Consider the following 17,347-nt stretch of genomic DNA (forward strand, 5'->3'; position numbering starts at 1 on the left):
AACCAGGATGATGAAAGAGACTAAATTTCACATCAAGCGCAAGAATATATTTTTTATATGCCTGTTTATCAGCGTTTTTTAAATTATTTAGAAGATAAGTGAACTATTTGCTTCTGTCTTGATAAAGAAGAGAAGATGTGGCCGATAAATTGCTAAAGCAGAATTTCACCTCCTTAAATTTTTCTGTTATGCACACTGCACCCCGTATCATTGCTATTGCTGCCGTTCTGGCCCTGGGTGGCACCACTTGGGCGCAGGCCCAGGTAACCGTAGGGCCGCGCATCGGCCTCAACCTGGCCAATGTTTCTATTAAGAACGAAGACAACTCCGGCTTGGAGCTGGATCCTAAACTAATTGCCGCGCCCCAGGCCGGTATTACGCTGAACGCGGCGTTTGGCAATCTGGCCATTCAGCCCTCGCTGCTGTTTTCGCAGAAAGGATTTAAAGTAACTGAAGAGGAGCGCGATGGAGCAGATAGCTTTAAGACGGAAGCTACTTACCGCCTTGGTTACCTGGAATTGCCCGTGAACCTGGTGTACACGACCGGTGGTACAGAAGGGTTCCAGGTTTTTGCCGGGCCCTACGTGGGGATTGGCGTAGGTGGTAAGGTCAAGGCTAAATATACGGTTACCCAGGCAGGCGTAACGGAAAGCGGGTCGGAAACGGTTAACGTCAAATTTGCCAGCAAGGAGAAAAACAACTCAGATGACCTTTACTTAAACCAGCCTGATTTCGGGGTAAATGGCGGCGTTGGCTATAAGGTTGGGCCGTTCCAGGCGCAGGCCGGCTACTCGCTGGGCTTAGGCAACATGATACCCAAGGATTCTAACGGCGACAAGCCGGATGGTAAGCTTCGCAACCGGGTAATCCAGTTTTCCCTAAGCTACTTTTTCGGGTCTTAATCAATCGAACCACTCTACAAAGCAACGCCCTGCCGGAAATCTCCAGCAGAATTTCACCCTCTCAGCTCCTTACCGCTATGCTCACTTCAACCCGTATCATCGCCCTTGCCGCCGTTCTGGCCCTGGGTGGCACCACCTTAGCCCAGGCCCAGGTAACCATCGGCCCACGCATCGGCCTCAATCTGGCCGACATTTCCTTCAAATTTGAAGATATAGACGACGCGGACCTGGATACTAAACTGCTGGTTGCGCCGCAGGCGGGCATTACGTTAAACGCCGCCTTCGGCAATCTGGCTCTGCAACCGTCGCTGCTGTTTTCGCAGAAGGGCACTAAGGTTACCGTCGATGAAAGCTCGCCAGGCTTCAGCAACGTCACCGAAACTACGGCCCGGCTCAACTACCTGGAGCTACCCGTAAACCTGGTGTACACCACCGGCGGCACGGAAGGCTTTCAGGTATTTGCCGGCCCTTACATAGGCTTCGGCCTGGGCGGTAAAATCAAGCAGAAGTATACGGTCAGCCAGTCCGGCACCACAATCAGCGAGTCGGAGAGCTACAAAGTTAAGTTTGCCAGCAAGAGCAAATCCAACTCGGATGCGGAGTACTTCAACCAGCCCGATTTTGGCGTGAACGGAGGCGTGGGCTACAAAACGGGTCCGTTCCAGGTGCAGGCCGGCTACTCGCTGGGCCTGAACAACATGGTACCCAAGGATTCTGACGGGGCCAAGCCAGATAGCAAGTCGCACAACCGTGTAATCCAGTTTTCCCTGAGCTACTTTTTCGGGTCTAATTAATCGAACCACTCTACAAAGCAACGCCCTGCCGGAAACCTCTGGCAGGGCGTTGCTTTGTAGAGTGGCGGCTACTCCCCGCCTATCAGCCCGTCGAGTACGCGCTCGGCCTGCAGCAGGTGGCGCTTGAGGTGCTCAACCAGCAGCTCAAAGGCATCGGGCAGCGGCGGGCGTAGCAGCAGAACAACCGGGTTGGGAATGCGGATGGCGTTCATGTTGATGCGCCGGGCCTGGCTGAGCAGGTTGCTCAGCTCGTCGAGCTGGCGGGTGAACACCTCCACTACCGTGCCGGGCAGCCGCGAACCGCTGGGCGCGTACTGCTGGGGCGATTTGAGTGGGGTTTCGGTGGCCGGCACGCGCATGGCCGCCGTTAGTTTCTGGCCGAAATACCCGTGCTTCACGGTGCCGGCGGGGCGGGTGCCGCGCTGCTGGGCCGCCTGAATTTTGCGGCTGATGACCGGCAGATACAGGCCGCCAATCAGGTTGAGGTGCTCCAGGCACTGGCCCACGCTCCAGCGCCCCGGCCCCGGCCCCCGGTTGAGCTGCTCGCTGCTCAGCGGCCGAAAACGGCGGCTGGCCACCTCGCGTATCCGCTCTACCTCGGCGGTCAGGGCATCCAGAAATTCGGTAGTCGTAAGCGGATAAGCGGACATAGCAGCAAGCAGCGGTGGGCACATTTGTACCGTAATGATACGCGAAGCCGGCCGGTTCGACAAAGTCCGGCGGCCAATTTGGGTACCAGCCACCGGGAAATTGCCGGCCAGCCGCTACTTTCGGCGTATGCTTTTGCTCTTTCCGCGCTCCGTTCTGCTTATTCTGCCGCTGCTGGCGGCCCTGCTGCTGCCGGCGGGCCGGGCCCGCGCCCAGGCGGCGCCCAATCCGGGCGAGAATGTACCCTTCCTGATGACGTTTGGGGCCCAGGCCGACCCCAGCTGGGGCGACGACGACTTCACCCAGACCTTCTTTTTTCTGGTGCCCAAGGAAAGGCGCCAGCCGGTCTATATTCGCGTATTCGACCCCGACTGCGGTGGCCAACACGACGAACCGAAAGGCGGCTGGAACACCACCACCAACTTCAGCCTCTACGGCGGCCCCAACGCCCACTCGGCCCCCGATGCCCGCGCCACCAGCCCCAAAGGCCAGTACCGCGCCGGTACACTGCTGGCCCAGAAAAATTTCGGGGCCGAGCCCACCTACGACAACCGCTGGTATACTTTCGGTCCCCTCAATCCCCTGGCGGGCGAGCTGACGCCCGAGTTCGACGGCTACGTGTTCAAGCTGATTGCCCAGGGCCTGCGCGGCGACGATGGCAACCTGTACCGCTACTTTCTGAGCTCTTCGCCTACCGAGAATATTGCCGTGGAAGGCGGCAACGCCTTTACCTACGAATACTCGTTCCGGCTTACGCCCGTGGTGGGGGCCAAAACTCACCTTTACCCCTTCGTCAACGACCGGGTGGTGAGCATCCGGCAGAGCAATTTCGACGTGGACGGCGGCGTGCAGCTCAAGATTTTCAGCGTGGCCAAAAACGGCCACCCGGCCATCGTGAGCGGCAATAACGTTTGGGCGGCCAGCACCCACCCCGTAGTGGCCAAGGAGCACGGCCTCTCGCTCGATTTCCAGCTCACTACCCTCTCCAAAGCCCCCAACGACCTGGTTTTCTACGTCACCGACCAGTACGATGTGGCCCTACCCTTCTTTGCCATTCCGCTGGGCGGCCCGCCCCGCTACCGCTACGAGGTGGAGGTGAAGATGCGGGAGTGACCAGCAAGTGCCTGACAGCAAAAGTGTACCGCGAAAGTCGGTTTCGCGGCACGGCGCGGCGACAGTTGACGCGGCAGTTGACTTTGTGCGGAATTCAACTTAAACTGAGCGACTTATCCAGTGCTAAGCCGTATCCGTTATGCCTTCCGCCGCCCCAAGGCCCCAGCCGCCTGCCCGTCGTAGTCGCCAGCATTCGGCCGGGCCGCTGGCGGGGCTGCGCCGGGCAGTGCGGCGCTACTTCGGCTTTTCGCGGCGCGAAACCTCGGGGCTGGTGGTGCTGCTGGCGCTGCTGGGGCTGCTGCTGGCCCTGCCGCCGCTGCTGCGCCCCGCATTGCCCATCTACAACCCGGCCCCCGACCAGCGCCGCCTCGATGCCTGGGCCGCCGAGCTGGCCGCCCGCCGTACGGCCCGGCCCGCTTTCGAAAACCGCTATTCCAGCCGCTACCCCCGCCGCGCCTACGTGGCCCGCGAGCGGGTGCCCCAGGTGCCGCTGGCTCCCTTCGACCCCAACACGTTTTCGGCCCGCGACTGGCAGGCGCGGGGGCTGCCGGCCTGGCTGGCCGAGCGGCTGGTGAAGTACCGCACGGTGGTGGGCGGCTTTCGGGCTAAGGAGCAGCTGCGCAAAGCTTATGGCCTCTCCGACACCACCTACGCCCGACTCGCGCCCTATATCCGGCTGCCCGAGCTGCTGCCGGCCCGCGCGCCGCGCACGTTCGCCAAGGACGGCCGCTTTCCCGAGCGCAAGCCCTTCGAGGCCCGGCCGGGCTTCGTGGCCAAGCCCCGCAACCTGGCGGCCTTCGATTTGAACGCGGCCGACACCACCCAACTGATGCAGATCCGGGGCATCGGCCGGGGCTACGCGCGGCGGGTGGTCGAGTACGGCCAGCGGCTGGGCGGCTTCCGGCAGGAAGACCAGTTAACCGAAATTTTTGCCCTGCGCGACGCCCCCGACCTCATCGACAGCCTACGCAAATACACCTTCGTGGCCCCCGGCTTCGTCCCGGCCCGCCTCGATGTGAATGCCGCTTCCTTCGAAGTGCTACAGGCCCACCCGTACCTGGGCAAGCGCCTGGCCCGCGTGCTGGTAGCCTACCGCCAGCAGCACGGCCCGTTCCAGCAAGCCGACGACCTGCGGAAAATCCGCATCCTCGACGAAGCCACCTTCGACAAACTATTGCCCTATATATTAGTAAAATAGCCTCCCGACTCCCTACCCCTCTTCAAGCGTGCCTTTCCTGCTTCTTTTCCAGACAGGATTAGCGTGGGCATAAATCCAGTGCTATCAGACCAAGCGGCTAACATTAGGCAGGACTATGGCGTGATGGACCGGCTTTACCTGCTGGCCTGTTTCTGGCGGGGCGGAAATTACTTGCGCTGCCTTTGGAAGTACCTTTTATACGCTAATCGCACTCTCCATAAATGTTCTCGCGCTTAAGAAAGCGAGTCCAGGACGTTCTTGGTTTGGCTAATTGAGCCCGAAACATAAGGCAGCACCGCCGCGGCGGGATAAGACTCAGCTGTAAATAGCGCTTATAACGTTTTCTAAACGACCGTTTGGAAAATGTTACGAACCAGTTTATGGGCTATGCACAGTCGTTTGCAGCACGTGAAAGGGCTTGTACCGCATTTATACCCCGATTTCCACTAGGCAGGACGGTTTTTAGAAAAATTCACCCTTCAGCAAAGGGCTAAATGTATCAGTGACAATAAAGAAAGTCAACATAAGTCCTGTTAGAATGCCCGCAGTTATGGCTAGCCCAGCAGAACCAATGGCTAGCCCTAGAACAAAAAGTAGCAGGAGTACGATACCAATTAAGGCTAATAGACGAAAGAGCGCGTCAAGTTCATGTCCATCGGTAGGTTGCCAATACTTTTTGTTTTGGGCTACATCTCGATGATGTTTGAGCTTGACAATAGGAAGGCGAACAACCATACTTTTAACTAAGTCACCCTGTCCGTTCATATGGCTCGTTGGCCGGTATCGTTGGGCAGCCCTTCGTAGCAAAGGATTAATAACCGGCTTCTCCGCTTTGTATGTTACAACTGAATTACCCGATTGGGGTTGCACCGCAGAATCCTGTTGTATCGTGGACCCTACCGGCTGAAACTGAAATGCTACTCGTTCTGCCCGGCAACCAGCTAGGAATACAACTAAGCATAGCATGTTTCGGACACTGATATAACATGTAATCATACACTTCATAGAGAAAGGAAGAAACGGTAAAGTACTACTTCTCACTGCTACCTAACCAGCCATCAAAAACCACCACTTTCCCGGGACGGTGGGTATAACTTGTATTATGATAAAAGGCTATCCCAAGATAGGGTAATGACTTTGCAAATCTCCCACCGCTCTGAAATCCTATTTATTTACTTCCACCAAAGCGCTTAGCGAGACACTTATGGCATTAGTCTTACACCCACCTTCCTTGAACAATGGAGCATATCCAGGCTTCGCGAACCTATTCTGGGATGCGAGGGTGCTTTGGTCACTGATGGCAGGATTTGCCTTACCCATTTGTGGAGAAACAGATAGCCGGAACGCCAACCGTCCCGGTTCACCGCACCACCAATACTGCGCCAACGGTTCCGCCGGGGGCGTACGTGGGTAGCAGCAGCAGCTTCTGCCCCAGGTGGCCGGGCAGCAGGCGGGCCACGGCGGGGTAGAGCCGCCACACAGTTTCGGCCGACAAAAAGCCGATGCTGGCGCCGGCCACTACATCGGTCAGCCAGTGCCGGTCGTTGAGCATGCGCATGGCCCCAGTGGCCGTGGCCACGGTGTAGCCGGCCACCGACAGCCAGGGGCGGCCCCGCCCGAATTGCTCGTGCAGCAGCGTGGCCGTCAGGAAGGCATCGGCCGTATGGGCCGAAGGAAAGGAGCTGAAATCGGCGGCCACATCGGGGCGCTGGGTGTGGCTGATGCGCTTGAGGTTGCTAACCAGTCCCGTGCTCAAGGCATGCGAAAGCCCGAAGCACGCCGAAAACGGCACCACGCCCCGCTCGCCCTTCAAGCCCACGGCAAACAGGCCATAAGCCGCCGCCAGCGGAACGCGCCGGGTATAGTCGTCGAGGGAGGTGCGGAAATGCGGGAAGTTCTCGCGGGTTTCCTCCCGCACCTCTTCCTTCATCTCGTCCAGAAAATTCTCGTTGCGGCTCGCGTAGCCTGCTGCCACCAGCACCACAGGCACGGCCACGCGCAGCACAGCGGGCCGGGTCAGCCACGGGCGCACAACCGGGGCGCCAACTACCGAATCGGGGGGGCTGGCAGAGGGCTGGGCGGTTCCGGGCTGAGCCAGGCCCAGTAACAGCAGTAGCCAGGCAGAACGCAAACCGGAATTCTTCATAAATAGCGCATTGGAGCCCCGGAAGATAACCGATTCGGCGGCCAGTTACCAGCGAGCGGGCCAACAAAAAATCGGCCCGCCGTGTGCCCCTGCTTAGGGCAGCCAGGGCGGGCCGACGTTTCAACTAGCTGGTTACTGCTTAGGGGGGCCAGGAGTCGCGCCGTAATCGGGCGAGTCGGAAGCGTTGGTGCGCTCATCGGATGCCTGACCGTAGTTGCGGGCTGCCTGCTGCCGGTCGAAATCACCCTTGGCCGGCGAGCCGGCAACGGTATCCGGCTCCGAATCATCGTACTCATCGTTGTAGGAACCGCCCTTTGTGCCAAAGCCCTGCGACTCACTACCCTCCGAATCGGGCGAGCCGGCAGCCTCGTAACCGCTGCGGTCGGCGTGGGTGGGGGCAGTAGCGTCTGCTTCGTCGCGGCCGTAGCTGGTGTTGCTGGGCGCCTGACCGGTGCGCTGGCCCGCGGGGCCGCCCTCGGGATGGCCGGGGGTGTAGTCTTCGTGCTGATTGCGGTGCTTTTCGTCGGGTTCGGGCGCGGGGTTTGGCGGGCCCCCGAGCGAGGAAGTGCCATAGTTCGGAGCGTAGGCCGATCCGCTACCGTTGGGTGCGTCGTTGTCGTTACCAAACTGCGGACCCACCGCCGACCCGGGCGCATCGTGCCCGGCGCCCACGGCCACAGTACCGAAGCTGCCGTTTTCAGTCGAGGGGAAACCCTCTTCCGTCTGGGCCCGCTCGCCCTCGTAGCCCGAGGTGGCCGGAGCCTGCACCGGCGGGCCGGCATATGTATCGGCGCCGCGGCTGGCCTCGTTACCGTAGCCACCCTGGGTTGCGCCGTGGTCCGACTGGCGGCCAAATTCGCCGCGGCTGGCGCCGGACACCTCATTTTGGTCGTGGTTGAACTCGTCGTTGGCAACGGGCTGCTCGGCGGGCGTATTGGCCGGCGTGCGCAGTTCGGGCGGCAGCGCGTTGGCGGGGTTTGCGGGCGTGGTATCGGGCTTCTGGGCGTCGTCGGACATGAGCAGGGAGAGCTTAGGTGGCACTGCTGCTTCATACGTAGCCCCGGCGGCCACGTTCCGCGGCCAGGTTTTTTTATTGCGTTGAAAAACCGTGTAGATTTACCGCGCTTGCCCGTTGCTTTTGCCCTACAGCCTCTTGCCTTTCTTTCTCTTCAACCAATTACCACCTTTATGAAAACCGGAACAGTAAAATTTTTCAATGAAGCCAAGGGCTTCGGCTTCATCGTGCAGGATGAGAATAACCAGGAGATTTTCGTTCACCAGACCGGCCTCGTCCACGAAATCCGCGAAAACGACCGTGTCAGCTTTGAGGTCGTTGACGGCCGCAAAGGGCAAAACGCCGTGAAAGTAGAGCGGATATGAGCTGTTAGCTAAAAAACGCAATTCATCATCCGGCGTACGCAACGCAGAGGCCCTTATTTCGCTGACATACACCGCTGTTGCGGCTGTGCATGTGAGCGAAATAAGGGCCTCTGCGTACGCGGCTGGCAGGCTATCCACCAACGAGTAGCTAGCAATCAACTAATCACTTCCCGGCTTCATGGCGGGCTACGCGCACGCCCACGGCCATAATGCCGGGCAGTTGGTCCTGGCGCATGTACTGTTCCAGCTGAATGCGGTAAGTGCCGGTTTGGCTGAACTCCTGGCTGGGCAGGGCCAGAATACGGTGGTCGAAAATGTCGCCGCTACCGTTGCCCAGGGGCTCGCCGGTTTTAGGGTCCATCAGGTTCATATCGTGCAGCTTGCGCGAGATAACCCGGCCATCGGGGCCCGTTAGCGTCATGCGGGCGTAGAGGTTGTAATAGCTGTAGTCGGCCGTGTTGCGGACGTTGAGAAACACGTCGTAGAGCGGGGCCGGGTCGGTGATTTCGAACTCGAACGTGGGCTTGTTCTGCACGGCCCACACGTAGGGGTCGCCGGCCGGTGAAGTCAGGTCGAGGTTTTTTTCATAGACCTCGGCCGGGTCGCAGGCAGTCAGCAGCAGCCCGCTGGCCAAAACCACAAATCCGCGCAGGAAAGAGTGCATAGGGTCAGAAAAGCTAAACATCAGGAATCAGCAGAGGGTGGAGTACCGCCGTCGGTGCTGCCCCCGCGGCCCGCCGAACGGCCGGTGCGGCGGCTGCCTGAGCGGCCCCGGCGTTCGGCCGAGCGGCCTTCGCCACCCTCGGGCCGGCCGCCCTCAGAGGTACCCTCAGAGCCAGCATTGCGGGGTGGGCGCCCGCCTTCACGGGCGGGCCGGGAGGCATCGGGAATGCCGCCTTCGGGGGCCGGGCGGCCCGCACCGCGGCGGTTTTCGCCGCGGCCTTCGCCACTGCGGCCCTCGTTGCCACGGCCACGGCCGGAGCGGCGGTTCAGGGGTTTAGCGGCGGCCCCGCGGGGCCGGGCGCGCTCCTCGGCCGCGGCGGCACCTTCGGCCGGGCCGGGGCCGCTGGCCGGAGCAGCGTCCGGGGTCAAGTCGTCGGATGCGGCGGGACGGGATGGGCGCTCGGCGGGGCGGGCGGCTCGCGGCGGGCGGGCGGCCGTGGCGGCCGGCGCTTCGTCGGAGGGCCGCTTTTTGCCGCGTTTGGGCCGCTTGGAAGCCGAAGACGATATTTTATCGTCCAGGCGTTCTAGCGAGCCTTCCACAATGGCTGTTACCTCGGGGGCGCGCTCCTCTTCGCGCATCGGCACGAGCAGGGTATCGGGCTGTTCGCCGCGCTTGTTCATTTCCAGCACCTCGCGCACGCGCTCCACCGGCAGCACCACCCAATTATTGTCGCCGCGCACGGCAAACCACATTTTGCGGCGGAAGATGTCGGTTTTCTGCAGCGTGTACTCGCCTTTGGCCGTGAGCAGCGGGCGCTGCACCTGCGGAATGTCCTTGAGGGCGTCGAGGTAGGTATCGAGCTCGTAGTTGAGGCAGCACTTGAGGCGGCCGCACTGCCCCGAAAGCTTGGCCGGATTCAGGCTCAGGTTCTGGTAGCGGGCGGCGGTGGTGCTCACGCTCTTGAAATCGGAAAGCCAGGTGGAGCAGCACAGCTCGCGGCCGCAGCTGCCGATGCCGCCGAGGCGGCCGGCCTCGTGGCGCAGCGAAATCTGGCGCATCTCCACCCGCACCCGAAACTCGTCGGCCAGCCGCCGGATCAGGTCGCGGAAGTCCACCCGGTCATCGGCCGAATAGAAGAACGTGGCGCGGGTGCGGTCGGCCTGGTACTCCACGTCGGAGAGCTTCATGCGCAGGCGCAGCTCCTCGACCACGGCGCGGGCACGGAACATGGTGCCCGTTTCGAGGTCGCGCACGGCCTGCCAGCGCTCGGCATCGTCGTCGGTGGCCACCCGCAGAATGGGGCGGATGTCCTTGGAGTCGAGGGGCACCTTTTTCTTTTTCATCTGCAGGCGCACCAGTTCACCTTTCAGCGACACGTGGCCCAGATGCCAGCCACTGCCGGCGGCCTCCACCACCACGGCGTCGCCGGTGATGAGGGGCAGGCGGCTCTGGTTGCGGAAAAAGTCTTTGCGGCCGCCTTTAAAGCGGACTTCCACAATATCGAACTCTTTAAAGTCGCTGGGCATGTCCAGATCCTGGAGCCAGTCGAATACATTGAGGCGGGTGCAGCCGCTGCTACAGCTACCCTTCGAGCCGCAGCCCGAAGTAGTAGAATTAGTAGAGCAACCGCCGCCGCCGGAAGAACAAGAGGAACAAGCCACGGCTTGGGGTTTATATATAGTACAGTCCGAGGCAGATTTAAGCCAACGGCACGAAATGGGTTATCGACAAAGATAGCCAAATAGCCGGGGCAGCTTAACTCGGCCTTGCGCACCCCTTATGGCTCCCGCAGGAGTTGCTATTGATAGTGCAGCAGCCATTGGGAAGGAAAGTATCGAACTTTTTTTTCGCTTCACCCAATCTACATAAACCCCTTTAATTCTATTTGCCAGGGTGATTATGGCGTTTTGTACAATATGTATCGGCATAGTCCAATGTATATAATTTTGACAATCAAACCGATGGTATATTGAAATATCATCAATAAAAGCCTACGTTTGTCGCATTGTTCTACCATCCTACCCCTTACAACCAAACACCATGAAGAAAAACAACTTACTCGCTTCCCTGGCGCTGTTGGCCGCCACCGGGCTCAGCCTCTCGTCGTGCCAGGAAAAAGACAATGTAACTGTCAAGAACGAGGTATCGGAGACGACTATCAACCAAGTAAAAGCACTTGGTTTTACAGCTACCGGAGCCCAGAAGGTAGATGGCGGGGTAGTAGTGGAAGGTGACATTCTGCTCACCAACGAAATGCTGGCCAGCAAGCCCGAGCAGAATTTGCTGCGCGTGGGCCAAGACGAGCAGTACCGGACCACCAACCTGGTAAGCCGCCTGCCGCGGGTGCTGACGGTGAGCGTGTCGAGCCAGTTTCCGAACGGCTACGTGCAGGCGGCCGACGAAGCCATCCGCCGCTACAACGCAATGGGTCTGCGCATTACGATGCGCCGGATCACCTCGGGCTCAGCCGACCTGCCCATTACGTATTCGGCCGATCTGGGCCCGGGCGTACTCGGCCGCTCGGGTGGTTTCCCTTCCAATGGTAACCCCGCTCCCGGCTTCCAGCTGGCACCGAGCGTAATCGGGGCCCGCTCTATCAACAACGTGGCTACCATCATGGCCCACGAGATGGGCCACTGTATCGGTTTCCGCCACACCGACTACTTCAACCGCGCCTATAGCTGCGGCGGGGCGGCCTCCAACGAAGGCGCCAGCTCCATCGGGGCTATCCTCATTCCCGGCACGCCCTCCGGCGCCGACCCAAACTCGTGGATGCTGGCCTGCATCGGCTCTACGGCCGACCGCCCCTTCAATGCCAACGACCAAACGGCTCTCAACTACGTGTACTAAGCTGTTAGCTGTTAGCTGTTAGCTATTAGCTGACTACTTTACACCGCCCCGACTCGTTTGAGCCGGGGCGGTTTTTGTTTGGGATGATCCAAGCGGTGAAGAACGGGGACGCAGAAACGCCGTAGGGCGGGGCTTGCCCCCGCTCGCCATCCGCGCCGTTGGACGAAATCGTTGAAGCGGCGCTAACGGCGGGCGGGGACAAGCCCCACCCCTACGGCGTGCTTCGAAACAGTTAGCTGCTTCTAGCCCCAAAAATGCTACAGCACCGTGAAGCGGCGGGTAATTTCGGGGCCGGAGTGCAGGCGGATGCGCAGCAGGTAAGTGCCGGGGCGCAGCGTGTTGGTCGCAATGCGCTTGATAACGCCTATTTCGGCTACTTCGGCCCGTAGCAACCGGCCCGTCAGATCGAATAGGCGCACATCGGCCGCCTCGTTGGGGGGCAGCACAATCCGGAGCGGCTCGCCTGCTACCAGCGGTACGGGGTACACCAGCACCGCCGGCGCTTCGCTGACGCGGAAAACCCGCTCGGGCTGGCTGAATACGGCGGCCCCACTGCTGAGCATGAGCCGGGCGCGGTATTGCGAGTAACCGGCGGGAGCGGTCGGGTCGGCCAGTTGCAGCGCCAGACCGGGCACGGGGTTCAGGCTTAGTATTTCGAGGAAGCTACCGTCGGGCTGCCGCCGCTCCAGTGCTACGGCCTGCAGCCGGTACAACGAACCCAGCGTCAGATCAAAGCGGACTGAATCGGTGACCAGTAAGCGTGGGGTGAAAGAGCGCACGTAGCAGCCGTGGTCTTCCTGCAGCACGTCTTCGGTAGCTCCGCGGGGCCCCACGCGGCCGCTTAGCACCGGCGCCACGGCGAAGTAGCGGGCTTTTATTTCGGCTGTGGTCAGCAGCAGCGTAGTATCGGTGAGGCGGTGCAGGGGCTCCAGATGGGTAGCCCCGAGGGCGTAGACCTGGTATTGCGTGGCACCCGGCACCGGTCGCCAGGTCAGCAGCGCCTCTTCGGGGCAGCTATAGGCTACGTTCAGCGCCAACGGCCGGGCCACAAAAAACGTGTCGGATAAGGCCGTAGTAGCTCCGGCTACCAGCCGTAGTTGGCCGGGCCGGATGGCATCGGGCGTTGTCCAGCGAAACAGCTTATCGGCCAGATTCACGCTGGCGCTCAGCACTGTCCAGGCCGGCTGGCCCACCGGCTTGTATTCGAGCCGGGCCGATGTTGCCGGCCCGGCCCACTGCCAGCGCAGCAGCTGGCTGGCCGAGGCGGCATCCAGGCCCCGCGCTTTAGTGGGCGCCACCCAGCTAAGCCCCGTTTCGAACTCGTAGGCCACGCTGAATGCCTGGGGGCCCTGGGGTACGGCGAAGCCGCGTACCCGCAACTCGTAGGTACCGGCGGCGGGCACATCGACGGTAATCTGCTCGGCATTGTCGCGGTGGTTGGGGCGGCGGCGGGCGGGCAGCCTCAGCGAGTCGCGGTGCGGGTAGGCGCTCAGCGTCCAGGGCAGCCACTGCTGGTTGGTAGTAGTCCGACGCAGCGTCAGGTCGAGGTCGTTGACAAGGGCCGCGGCAGTGCCGGCGGCAGCTTCAGGGTCGGTCCAGGTCAGCGTGATTTTGAGGCGGTGTACGCCGGCGGGCACCGTAACCGGAAACACGCGCTCCTGGCCCGTGGTAGCCGTGCCTTCCACGAACCGGTTGTCTAACACGGTCTGCACGGCCCCCAGCGCATCGGCCTGGCCGTAGCCGGCCACGAAATCTACCTGAGGCCGGCCCACATCATCGGCCGAGTTGAGTAGCGCAGCCCGCACCAGCGCGGCGGTGGGCAGAGTGCCGCGCCGCTGCTGATGGGCCTGCTGTACCAGCAAGCTGATGCCCGACACCAAGGCCGCCGCATCGGAAGAGCCGCCGGCCCCGTACGCCACCAGTTCGGGCTTGACGCGGCCATCGACGGCCGGGCCGCGGGAACTGCGCGGATTCACCAGCCCAAAGGCATCGGTAACGCCCACGCTAAAGCTATTTTTGGCATTTTTAAACTCGCCGGTGAGATTAGCCAAGCTGTCGAGCCCGGCATACGGACCGGCCGGTGCCGGCAGCTGCCCCGAGTTGCCGCTCGAAAATACGTGCAGCAGCGTGGGGTACTGACGGGCCTGCTGGTCGTAGGCACGGGCTTCGAGGCCGTAGAAATTCTCCACATCCACCCCGTAGGAGTGGTTTTGTACCGATACGCCCCGGGCCGCGAGCAGCGCGCCGTCGTCGGGCAGCAGGTTGTCATAGCTCGATTGCGCGATGCGCGCGCGCCAGGCCACGCCGCGGCCATCGGGCGAGGTATTGCCCCCCCCCGCAATGATGGTGGCCATGATGGTAGAATGCGAGTTGAGCAGCGAAGCCAGGGGGTCGGGCTCCAGAAGCCGGCCCTTAAAGTCGAGGTCGGCTATGTCCAGCGGGCTTTCTTTTACCGAAACCGTAAGGCCCTGGCCCGTGAGCGTGGGGTAGCGGGCGTGCACGGTCGTTATCTTGTTCACCCCGAAATCAAGCCCACCCAGCTCCCGTTCGGGCCGGGCCCGTCGGTCGGCAGCCTGTACGAATTTCACCAGCGGGCACTCGGTCAGGGCAGCTGCGTCGAGGCCACGCACCCGCAGCAGGCCGGGTTGGCGCGGCTCCGCTTCGGTCACTGCGTCAGGACGGGTGTTGCCCAGCCATTGCCGGAACGCGGCCTCGTCGGTTACGCTTACCCGCAACAGGCTTGGGCTAGGGCCGGCTTGCCGCAGGTTGGGGGCCAGCCGAGTGGCCGGCGGTGCAGGCCGGGCTGGCGCCTGGGCCCATAACCGGCCGGTAAAAGGCGCGCTCAACAGCGCAAACAGCAAAAAGCGTCCGGCGCGGTAGAGCGGAGCAGTAGGCATACAGGCGAAGTGGTTGTGGTAGGGCAGAGCAGGGGCAGCTTTCAAATATAACCAGAAATACCGTCGGTTTCTGCCCCTCAGCTATCAGCCACCCTATGGTAACACCAGCCGCTTAAACTCGTGCAAAGCAGTTACTTTCAGACCACAACCACCCACCTTGCACAAGTCACTTCCCCACTGGGCAGCTATTTACCCGGTATTTTGTACACCCGCACGCCGGCCGCCGTCAGCAGGTAGGCGTACTGGTCGCTCAGCAGCACCTGCTGCACGTCGGCCAGCGGCAGCGGCAGGGCGCGCTCGGTAAGGTTGTACAAGTGAAAAAAGCGCAACTCACCGGCCCGGCCCAGGTAGTACAGCTCGTCGCCCCGGAAGCCCACGTAGCTCAGGCCCGGCAGCGGCAGTTTTTTGCGAAAATTGCCCAGGTTGTCGAATACGTACACGCCCCCCACCCTATCTACCAGGTACAGGTTGTTCTGATACTCGCGCAGAAACCGGAAGTCGGGCCGGGAGCGGCCGATCAGAATATCAAGCGGCGTGGTGATGGTAAACCGCTTCTGCGTAGCATCGAACTGCCGTAGCGTCAGGTCTGATTCGTTGAACAGCCAGTAGCGGTCGTCGGGAGCCAGCGTGACCACGCGGGCCTGCCCATCGAGCAGCTGGGGCAGCGGCAGCTCGCTGATGGGCGACAGGAACCGGTCGAGCAGCAGCACCTGTTGGCGGTCATCATAGAAAACCAAAATTTTGGCCGTATTCCAGGCTTCTACCTGCATTACATGGCCGGGCAGTGGCGGGGCGTACACGTTCAGCGGCTGCCCGTCGGGCCCAAACTGGCGCAGGTTGTTCTGGCGGTCGGTTACATAAAAATTACCGCGCCGGTCGAGCGAGGCTGCCCCCGGCTGGGGCAGTATCAGCGTACGCACCAGCTGCCAGCCGCGGGCTGGGCCAGCCGTATCGGGCGGCACCTGCACCACGGGGGCAGCCTGGGCCGCAGGTGCCACCGAGCCGGCCGGCGGCGCGGTGGTTTGGGCGCTGGCGAGAAGTGAGAGCTGAGAAGTGAGCAGCGAGACAAGAAAGAAGCGGGAGAACCCATCTGTCATCCTGAACGAAGCGAAGACCTTGGGCACCAGGCAGCTTACAAGGCTGATTAGCTTCTGCACAGGTCCTTCGCTGCGCTCAAGATGACAAAGCAACTTCTCACCTTTCAGCTCTACCTTCTCACTTCTCATAGCTCAATAAGGCCAGTTGCTCGCCATCATACACGCCATAGGTGCAATAATTGACCCATTCGCCAAGGTTGACGTAGCGGCTGCCGGGGGCCACTTCCACATCGAGGGGCAGGTGGCGGTGGCCGAAAACATAGTACTCGTGCGGAAACTGCTGCTGCACCTCGCGGCAGTACGTCAGCAGCCACTCGTCGTCGCCCAGGAAATGGTCGTCGGACGGGCCGTTTTGCAGGCGGCTGTGGCGGCTCCAGCGGTTGGCCAGCCCGATGCCGAAATTGGGATGCAGCCGCGCAAACAGCCACTGGGCCACCGGCGAGGCAAACACCCGTTTCAGCAGCTTGTAGGTGTGGTCGCCCGGCCCCAGCCCGTCGCCGTGGCCGATGTGGAACTGGTGCCCGCCGATGCGCTGGCTGACGGGGTGGCGCAGCACCAGGATATTCAGCTCCTTGGTAAAGTAGTCGAACATCCACATATCGTGGTTGCCGGTAAAGAAGGTAACCGGCAGGCCCGCGTCGGTCAGTTCGGCCAGCTTGCCCTGTAGGCGCGTAAAGCCCCGGGGAATGGCGTGGCGGTACTCAAACCAGAAGTCGAAAATGTCGCCTAGCAGGTAGATGGCGGCCGCATCCTGGGCCACCTCGTCGAGCCAGCGCACGATGCGCCGCTCCCGCTCGCGCGAGCTAGCCGCGTCGGGGGCGCCGAGGTGGAAATCGGAGGCAAAGTACACCCGGCGGCCGGGCGGTAGGGCCAGATCAGGCAGTTGGGGCGGGCGCGTCATCCAGGAGAAACAGTGCGAGGCGGCGCGGGCCATGCGCCCCGAGCACCAGTGTTTTTTCGATATCGGCCGTACGGCTTGGCCCTGACGTTAAGGAAATCATCGATGGCAGCTTGCCGGGGCCATATTTCTGCTGCATCAGTTGCAGCGCGTCGCCAATATCGGCCACCACCTGCGAGGTGCGCGCCAGCACCAGGTGCTGGTCGGGGTAGATGCTCAGTCGCCGCCCGCTGGTGGTAGCGCCCGACACCAGAATGCTGCCGGTGCGGGCCACCAGCGCCTCACAACTCGTCAGGCTCGCGTCGGCGTGCTCTCGGAAACCGTCCTCATCACCCTGAAAAACCAAGTCGCCGGCGTGCAGTAGCTTTTTCAGTTCGGGCTCCCACACATATAGGTGCTCCAATTGCTGCTCTTTCTTATACAGGAAAAGCTGGTCGTAAAAGTGCCCTACCGACTCGCAGTAGTAAAACGTGCCACCCACCCGCACGAAACTTTGGGCGAAGGCCACTGCCAAGTCGTCGCCATCGGCAGCGGGGCGCGGGTGCAACGAGGCCGAAAAATCGGGCCGGGGCGCAGCGGCCGGGCCGGGCACGCGCAGGGCCTCACGAATACGGCTTAGAACAAAGTCACGGGAGCTTTCGGCCATGCAGCAAAGGTAAGCGGGTTTCGGTTGGCGGGAAAAACCGGTTTTTCCCGCCGCGGGAGTAAGGCTCTCCCACCATCCCGTTATGGGAATAAGTACTTTTTCCACTTGTCGAAA

The 17,347-nt window shown here is 61.5% G+C and carries 16 protein-coding genes; 6 read left to right on the plus strand and 10 right to left on the minus strand.

Annotated elements, in window-relative coordinates; all coding sequences use genetic code 11:
- Positions 1-137 precede the first annotated feature (137 nt).
- Together BLW21_RS17085 and BLW21_RS17090 are read left to right on the plus strand one after the other, a co-directional pair.
- Positions 138-902 (plus strand): porin family protein, encoded by a 765-nt coding sequence (locus tag BLW21_RS17085; RefSeq protein WP_139255274.1) that lies wholly within the window; start codon positions 138-140, stop codon positions 900-902.
- A gap of 77 nt (positions 903-979) precedes the next feature.
- Positions 980-1,696 (plus strand): porin family protein, encoded by a 717-nt coding sequence (locus BLW21_RS17090; protein ID WP_092742333.1) that lies wholly within the window; start codon positions 980-982, stop codon positions 1,694-1,696.
- Positions 1,697-1,764: 68 nt separating this feature from the next.
- Here the strand turns inward: BLW21_RS17090 and BLW21_RS17095 are convergent, their stop codons facing one another.
- Positions 1,765-2,346: a DinB family protein gene (locus BLW21_RS17095; RefSeq protein ID WP_175471024.1), complete on the minus strand. Its 582-nt coding sequence runs from the start codon at positions 2,344-2,346 to the stop codon at positions 1,765-1,767.
- Between the two features lie 127 nt (positions 2,347-2,473).
- Between BLW21_RS17095 and BLW21_RS17100 the strand changes: the two genes are divergently transcribed.
- Together BLW21_RS17100 and BLW21_RS17105 are read left to right on the plus strand one after the other, a co-directional pair.
- Positions 2,474-3,457 carry a hypothetical protein gene (locus BLW21_RS17100; protein WP_139255276.1) on the plus strand — a complete coding sequence of 328 codons (984 nt, stop codon included), beginning with the start codon at positions 2,474-2,476 and terminating at the stop codon, positions 3,455-3,457.
- 139 nt (positions 3,458-3,596) lie between these two features.
- Complete coding sequence (locus BLW21_RS17105; protein WP_139255277.1) at positions 3,597-4,655, plus strand: ComEA family DNA-binding protein; 1,059 nt, start codon at positions 3,597-3,599, stop codon at positions 4,653-4,655.
- 462 nt (positions 4,656-5,117) lie between these two features.
- On the opposite strand, the gene BLW21_RS17110 is transcribed toward BLW21_RS17105, so the two are convergent.
- The 3 genes from BLW21_RS17110 to BLW21_RS17120 form a co-directional block, all read right to left on the minus strand.
- Positions 5,118-5,390 (minus strand): hypothetical protein, encoded by a 273-nt coding sequence (locus BLW21_RS17110; RefSeq protein ID WP_139255279.1) that lies wholly within the window; start codon positions 5,388-5,390, stop codon positions 5,118-5,120.
- A gap of 625 nt (positions 5,391-6,015) precedes the next feature.
- The gene (locus BLW21_RS17115) at positions 6,016-6,801 is read right to left on the minus strand and encodes a phosphatase PAP2 family protein (protein WP_092742348.1); all 786 of its coding nucleotides are present in this window, start codon (positions 6,799-6,801) and stop codon (positions 6,016-6,018) included.
- Positions 6,802-6,933: 132 nt separating this feature from the next.
- Entirely contained in the window at positions 6,934-7,818 is an 885-nt protein-coding gene (locus tag BLW21_RS17120) for a hypothetical protein (protein ID WP_092742351.1), read from the minus strand.
- Between the two features lie 171 nt (positions 7,819-7,989).
- Here BLW21_RS17120 and BLW21_RS17125 point away from each other — a divergent pair, with 171 nt between their 5' ends.
- The gene (locus tag BLW21_RS17125; protein WP_092742354.1) at positions 7,990-8,181 is read left to right on the plus strand and encodes a cold-shock protein; all 192 of its coding nucleotides are present in this window, start codon (positions 7,990-7,992) and stop codon (positions 8,179-8,181) included.
- 163 nt (positions 8,182-8,344) lie between these two features.
- On the opposite strand, the gene BLW21_RS17130 is transcribed toward BLW21_RS17125, so the two are convergent.
- Both BLW21_RS17130 and BLW21_RS17135 read right to left on the minus strand, forming a co-directional pair.
- A complete protein-coding gene (locus BLW21_RS17130) occupies positions 8,345-8,845 on the minus strand; it encodes a gliding motility lipoprotein GldH (RefSeq protein ID WP_245711945.1) in 501 nt (166 codons plus the stop codon).
- A 20-nt stretch (positions 8,846-8,865) separates the two neighbouring features.
- On the minus strand, positions 8,866-10,506 hold the full coding sequence (locus BLW21_RS17135) for a PSP1 domain-containing protein (protein WP_317040243.1): 1,641 nt from the start codon (positions 10,504-10,506) through the stop codon (positions 8,866-8,868).
- A 379-nt stretch (positions 10,507-10,885) separates the two neighbouring features.
- On the opposite strand from BLW21_RS17135, the gene BLW21_RS17140 reads away from it, so the two are divergent.
- Complete coding sequence (locus tag BLW21_RS17140; RefSeq protein WP_092742356.1) at positions 10,886-11,695, plus strand: M57 family metalloprotease; 810 nt, start codon at positions 10,886-10,888, stop codon at positions 11,693-11,695.
- 257 nt (positions 11,696-11,952) lie between these two features.
- Here the strand turns inward: BLW21_RS17140 and BLW21_RS17145 are convergent, their stop codons facing one another.
- The 4 genes from BLW21_RS17145 to BLW21_RS17160 form a co-directional block, all read right to left on the minus strand.
- Positions 11,953-14,637 (minus strand): S8 family serine peptidase, encoded by a 2,685-nt coding sequence (locus BLW21_RS17145; RefSeq protein ID WP_092742364.1) that lies wholly within the window; start codon positions 14,635-14,637, stop codon positions 11,953-11,955.
- 140 nt (positions 14,638-14,777) lie between these two features.
- Positions 14,778-15,689: a hypothetical protein gene (locus BLW21_RS17150; protein WP_092742367.1), complete on the minus strand. Its 912-nt coding sequence runs from the start codon at positions 15,687-15,689 to the stop codon at positions 14,778-14,780.
- A 118-nt stretch (positions 15,690-15,807) separates the two neighbouring features.
- Positions 15,808-16,590 carry a UDP-2,3-diacylglucosamine diphosphatase gene (locus tag BLW21_RS17155; RefSeq protein ID WP_092742387.1) on the minus strand — a complete coding sequence of 261 codons (783 nt, stop codon included), beginning with the start codon at positions 16,588-16,590 and terminating at the stop codon, positions 15,808-15,810.
- On the minus strand, positions 16,565-17,233 hold the full coding sequence (locus BLW21_RS17160; RefSeq protein ID WP_092742390.1) for a LutC/YkgG family protein: 669 nt from the start codon (positions 17,231-17,233) through the stop codon (positions 16,565-16,567). The genes BLW21_RS17155 and BLW21_RS17160 overlap by 26 nt, the downstream gene beginning before the upstream one ends.
- Between the last annotated feature and the right edge of the window lie 114 nt (positions 17,234-17,347).

Source organism: Hymenobacter psychrophilus, from assembly GCF_900107135.1.
Lineage (GTDB): Bacteria > Bacteroidota > Bacteroidia > Cytophagales > Hymenobacteraceae > Hymenobacter > Hymenobacter psychrophilus.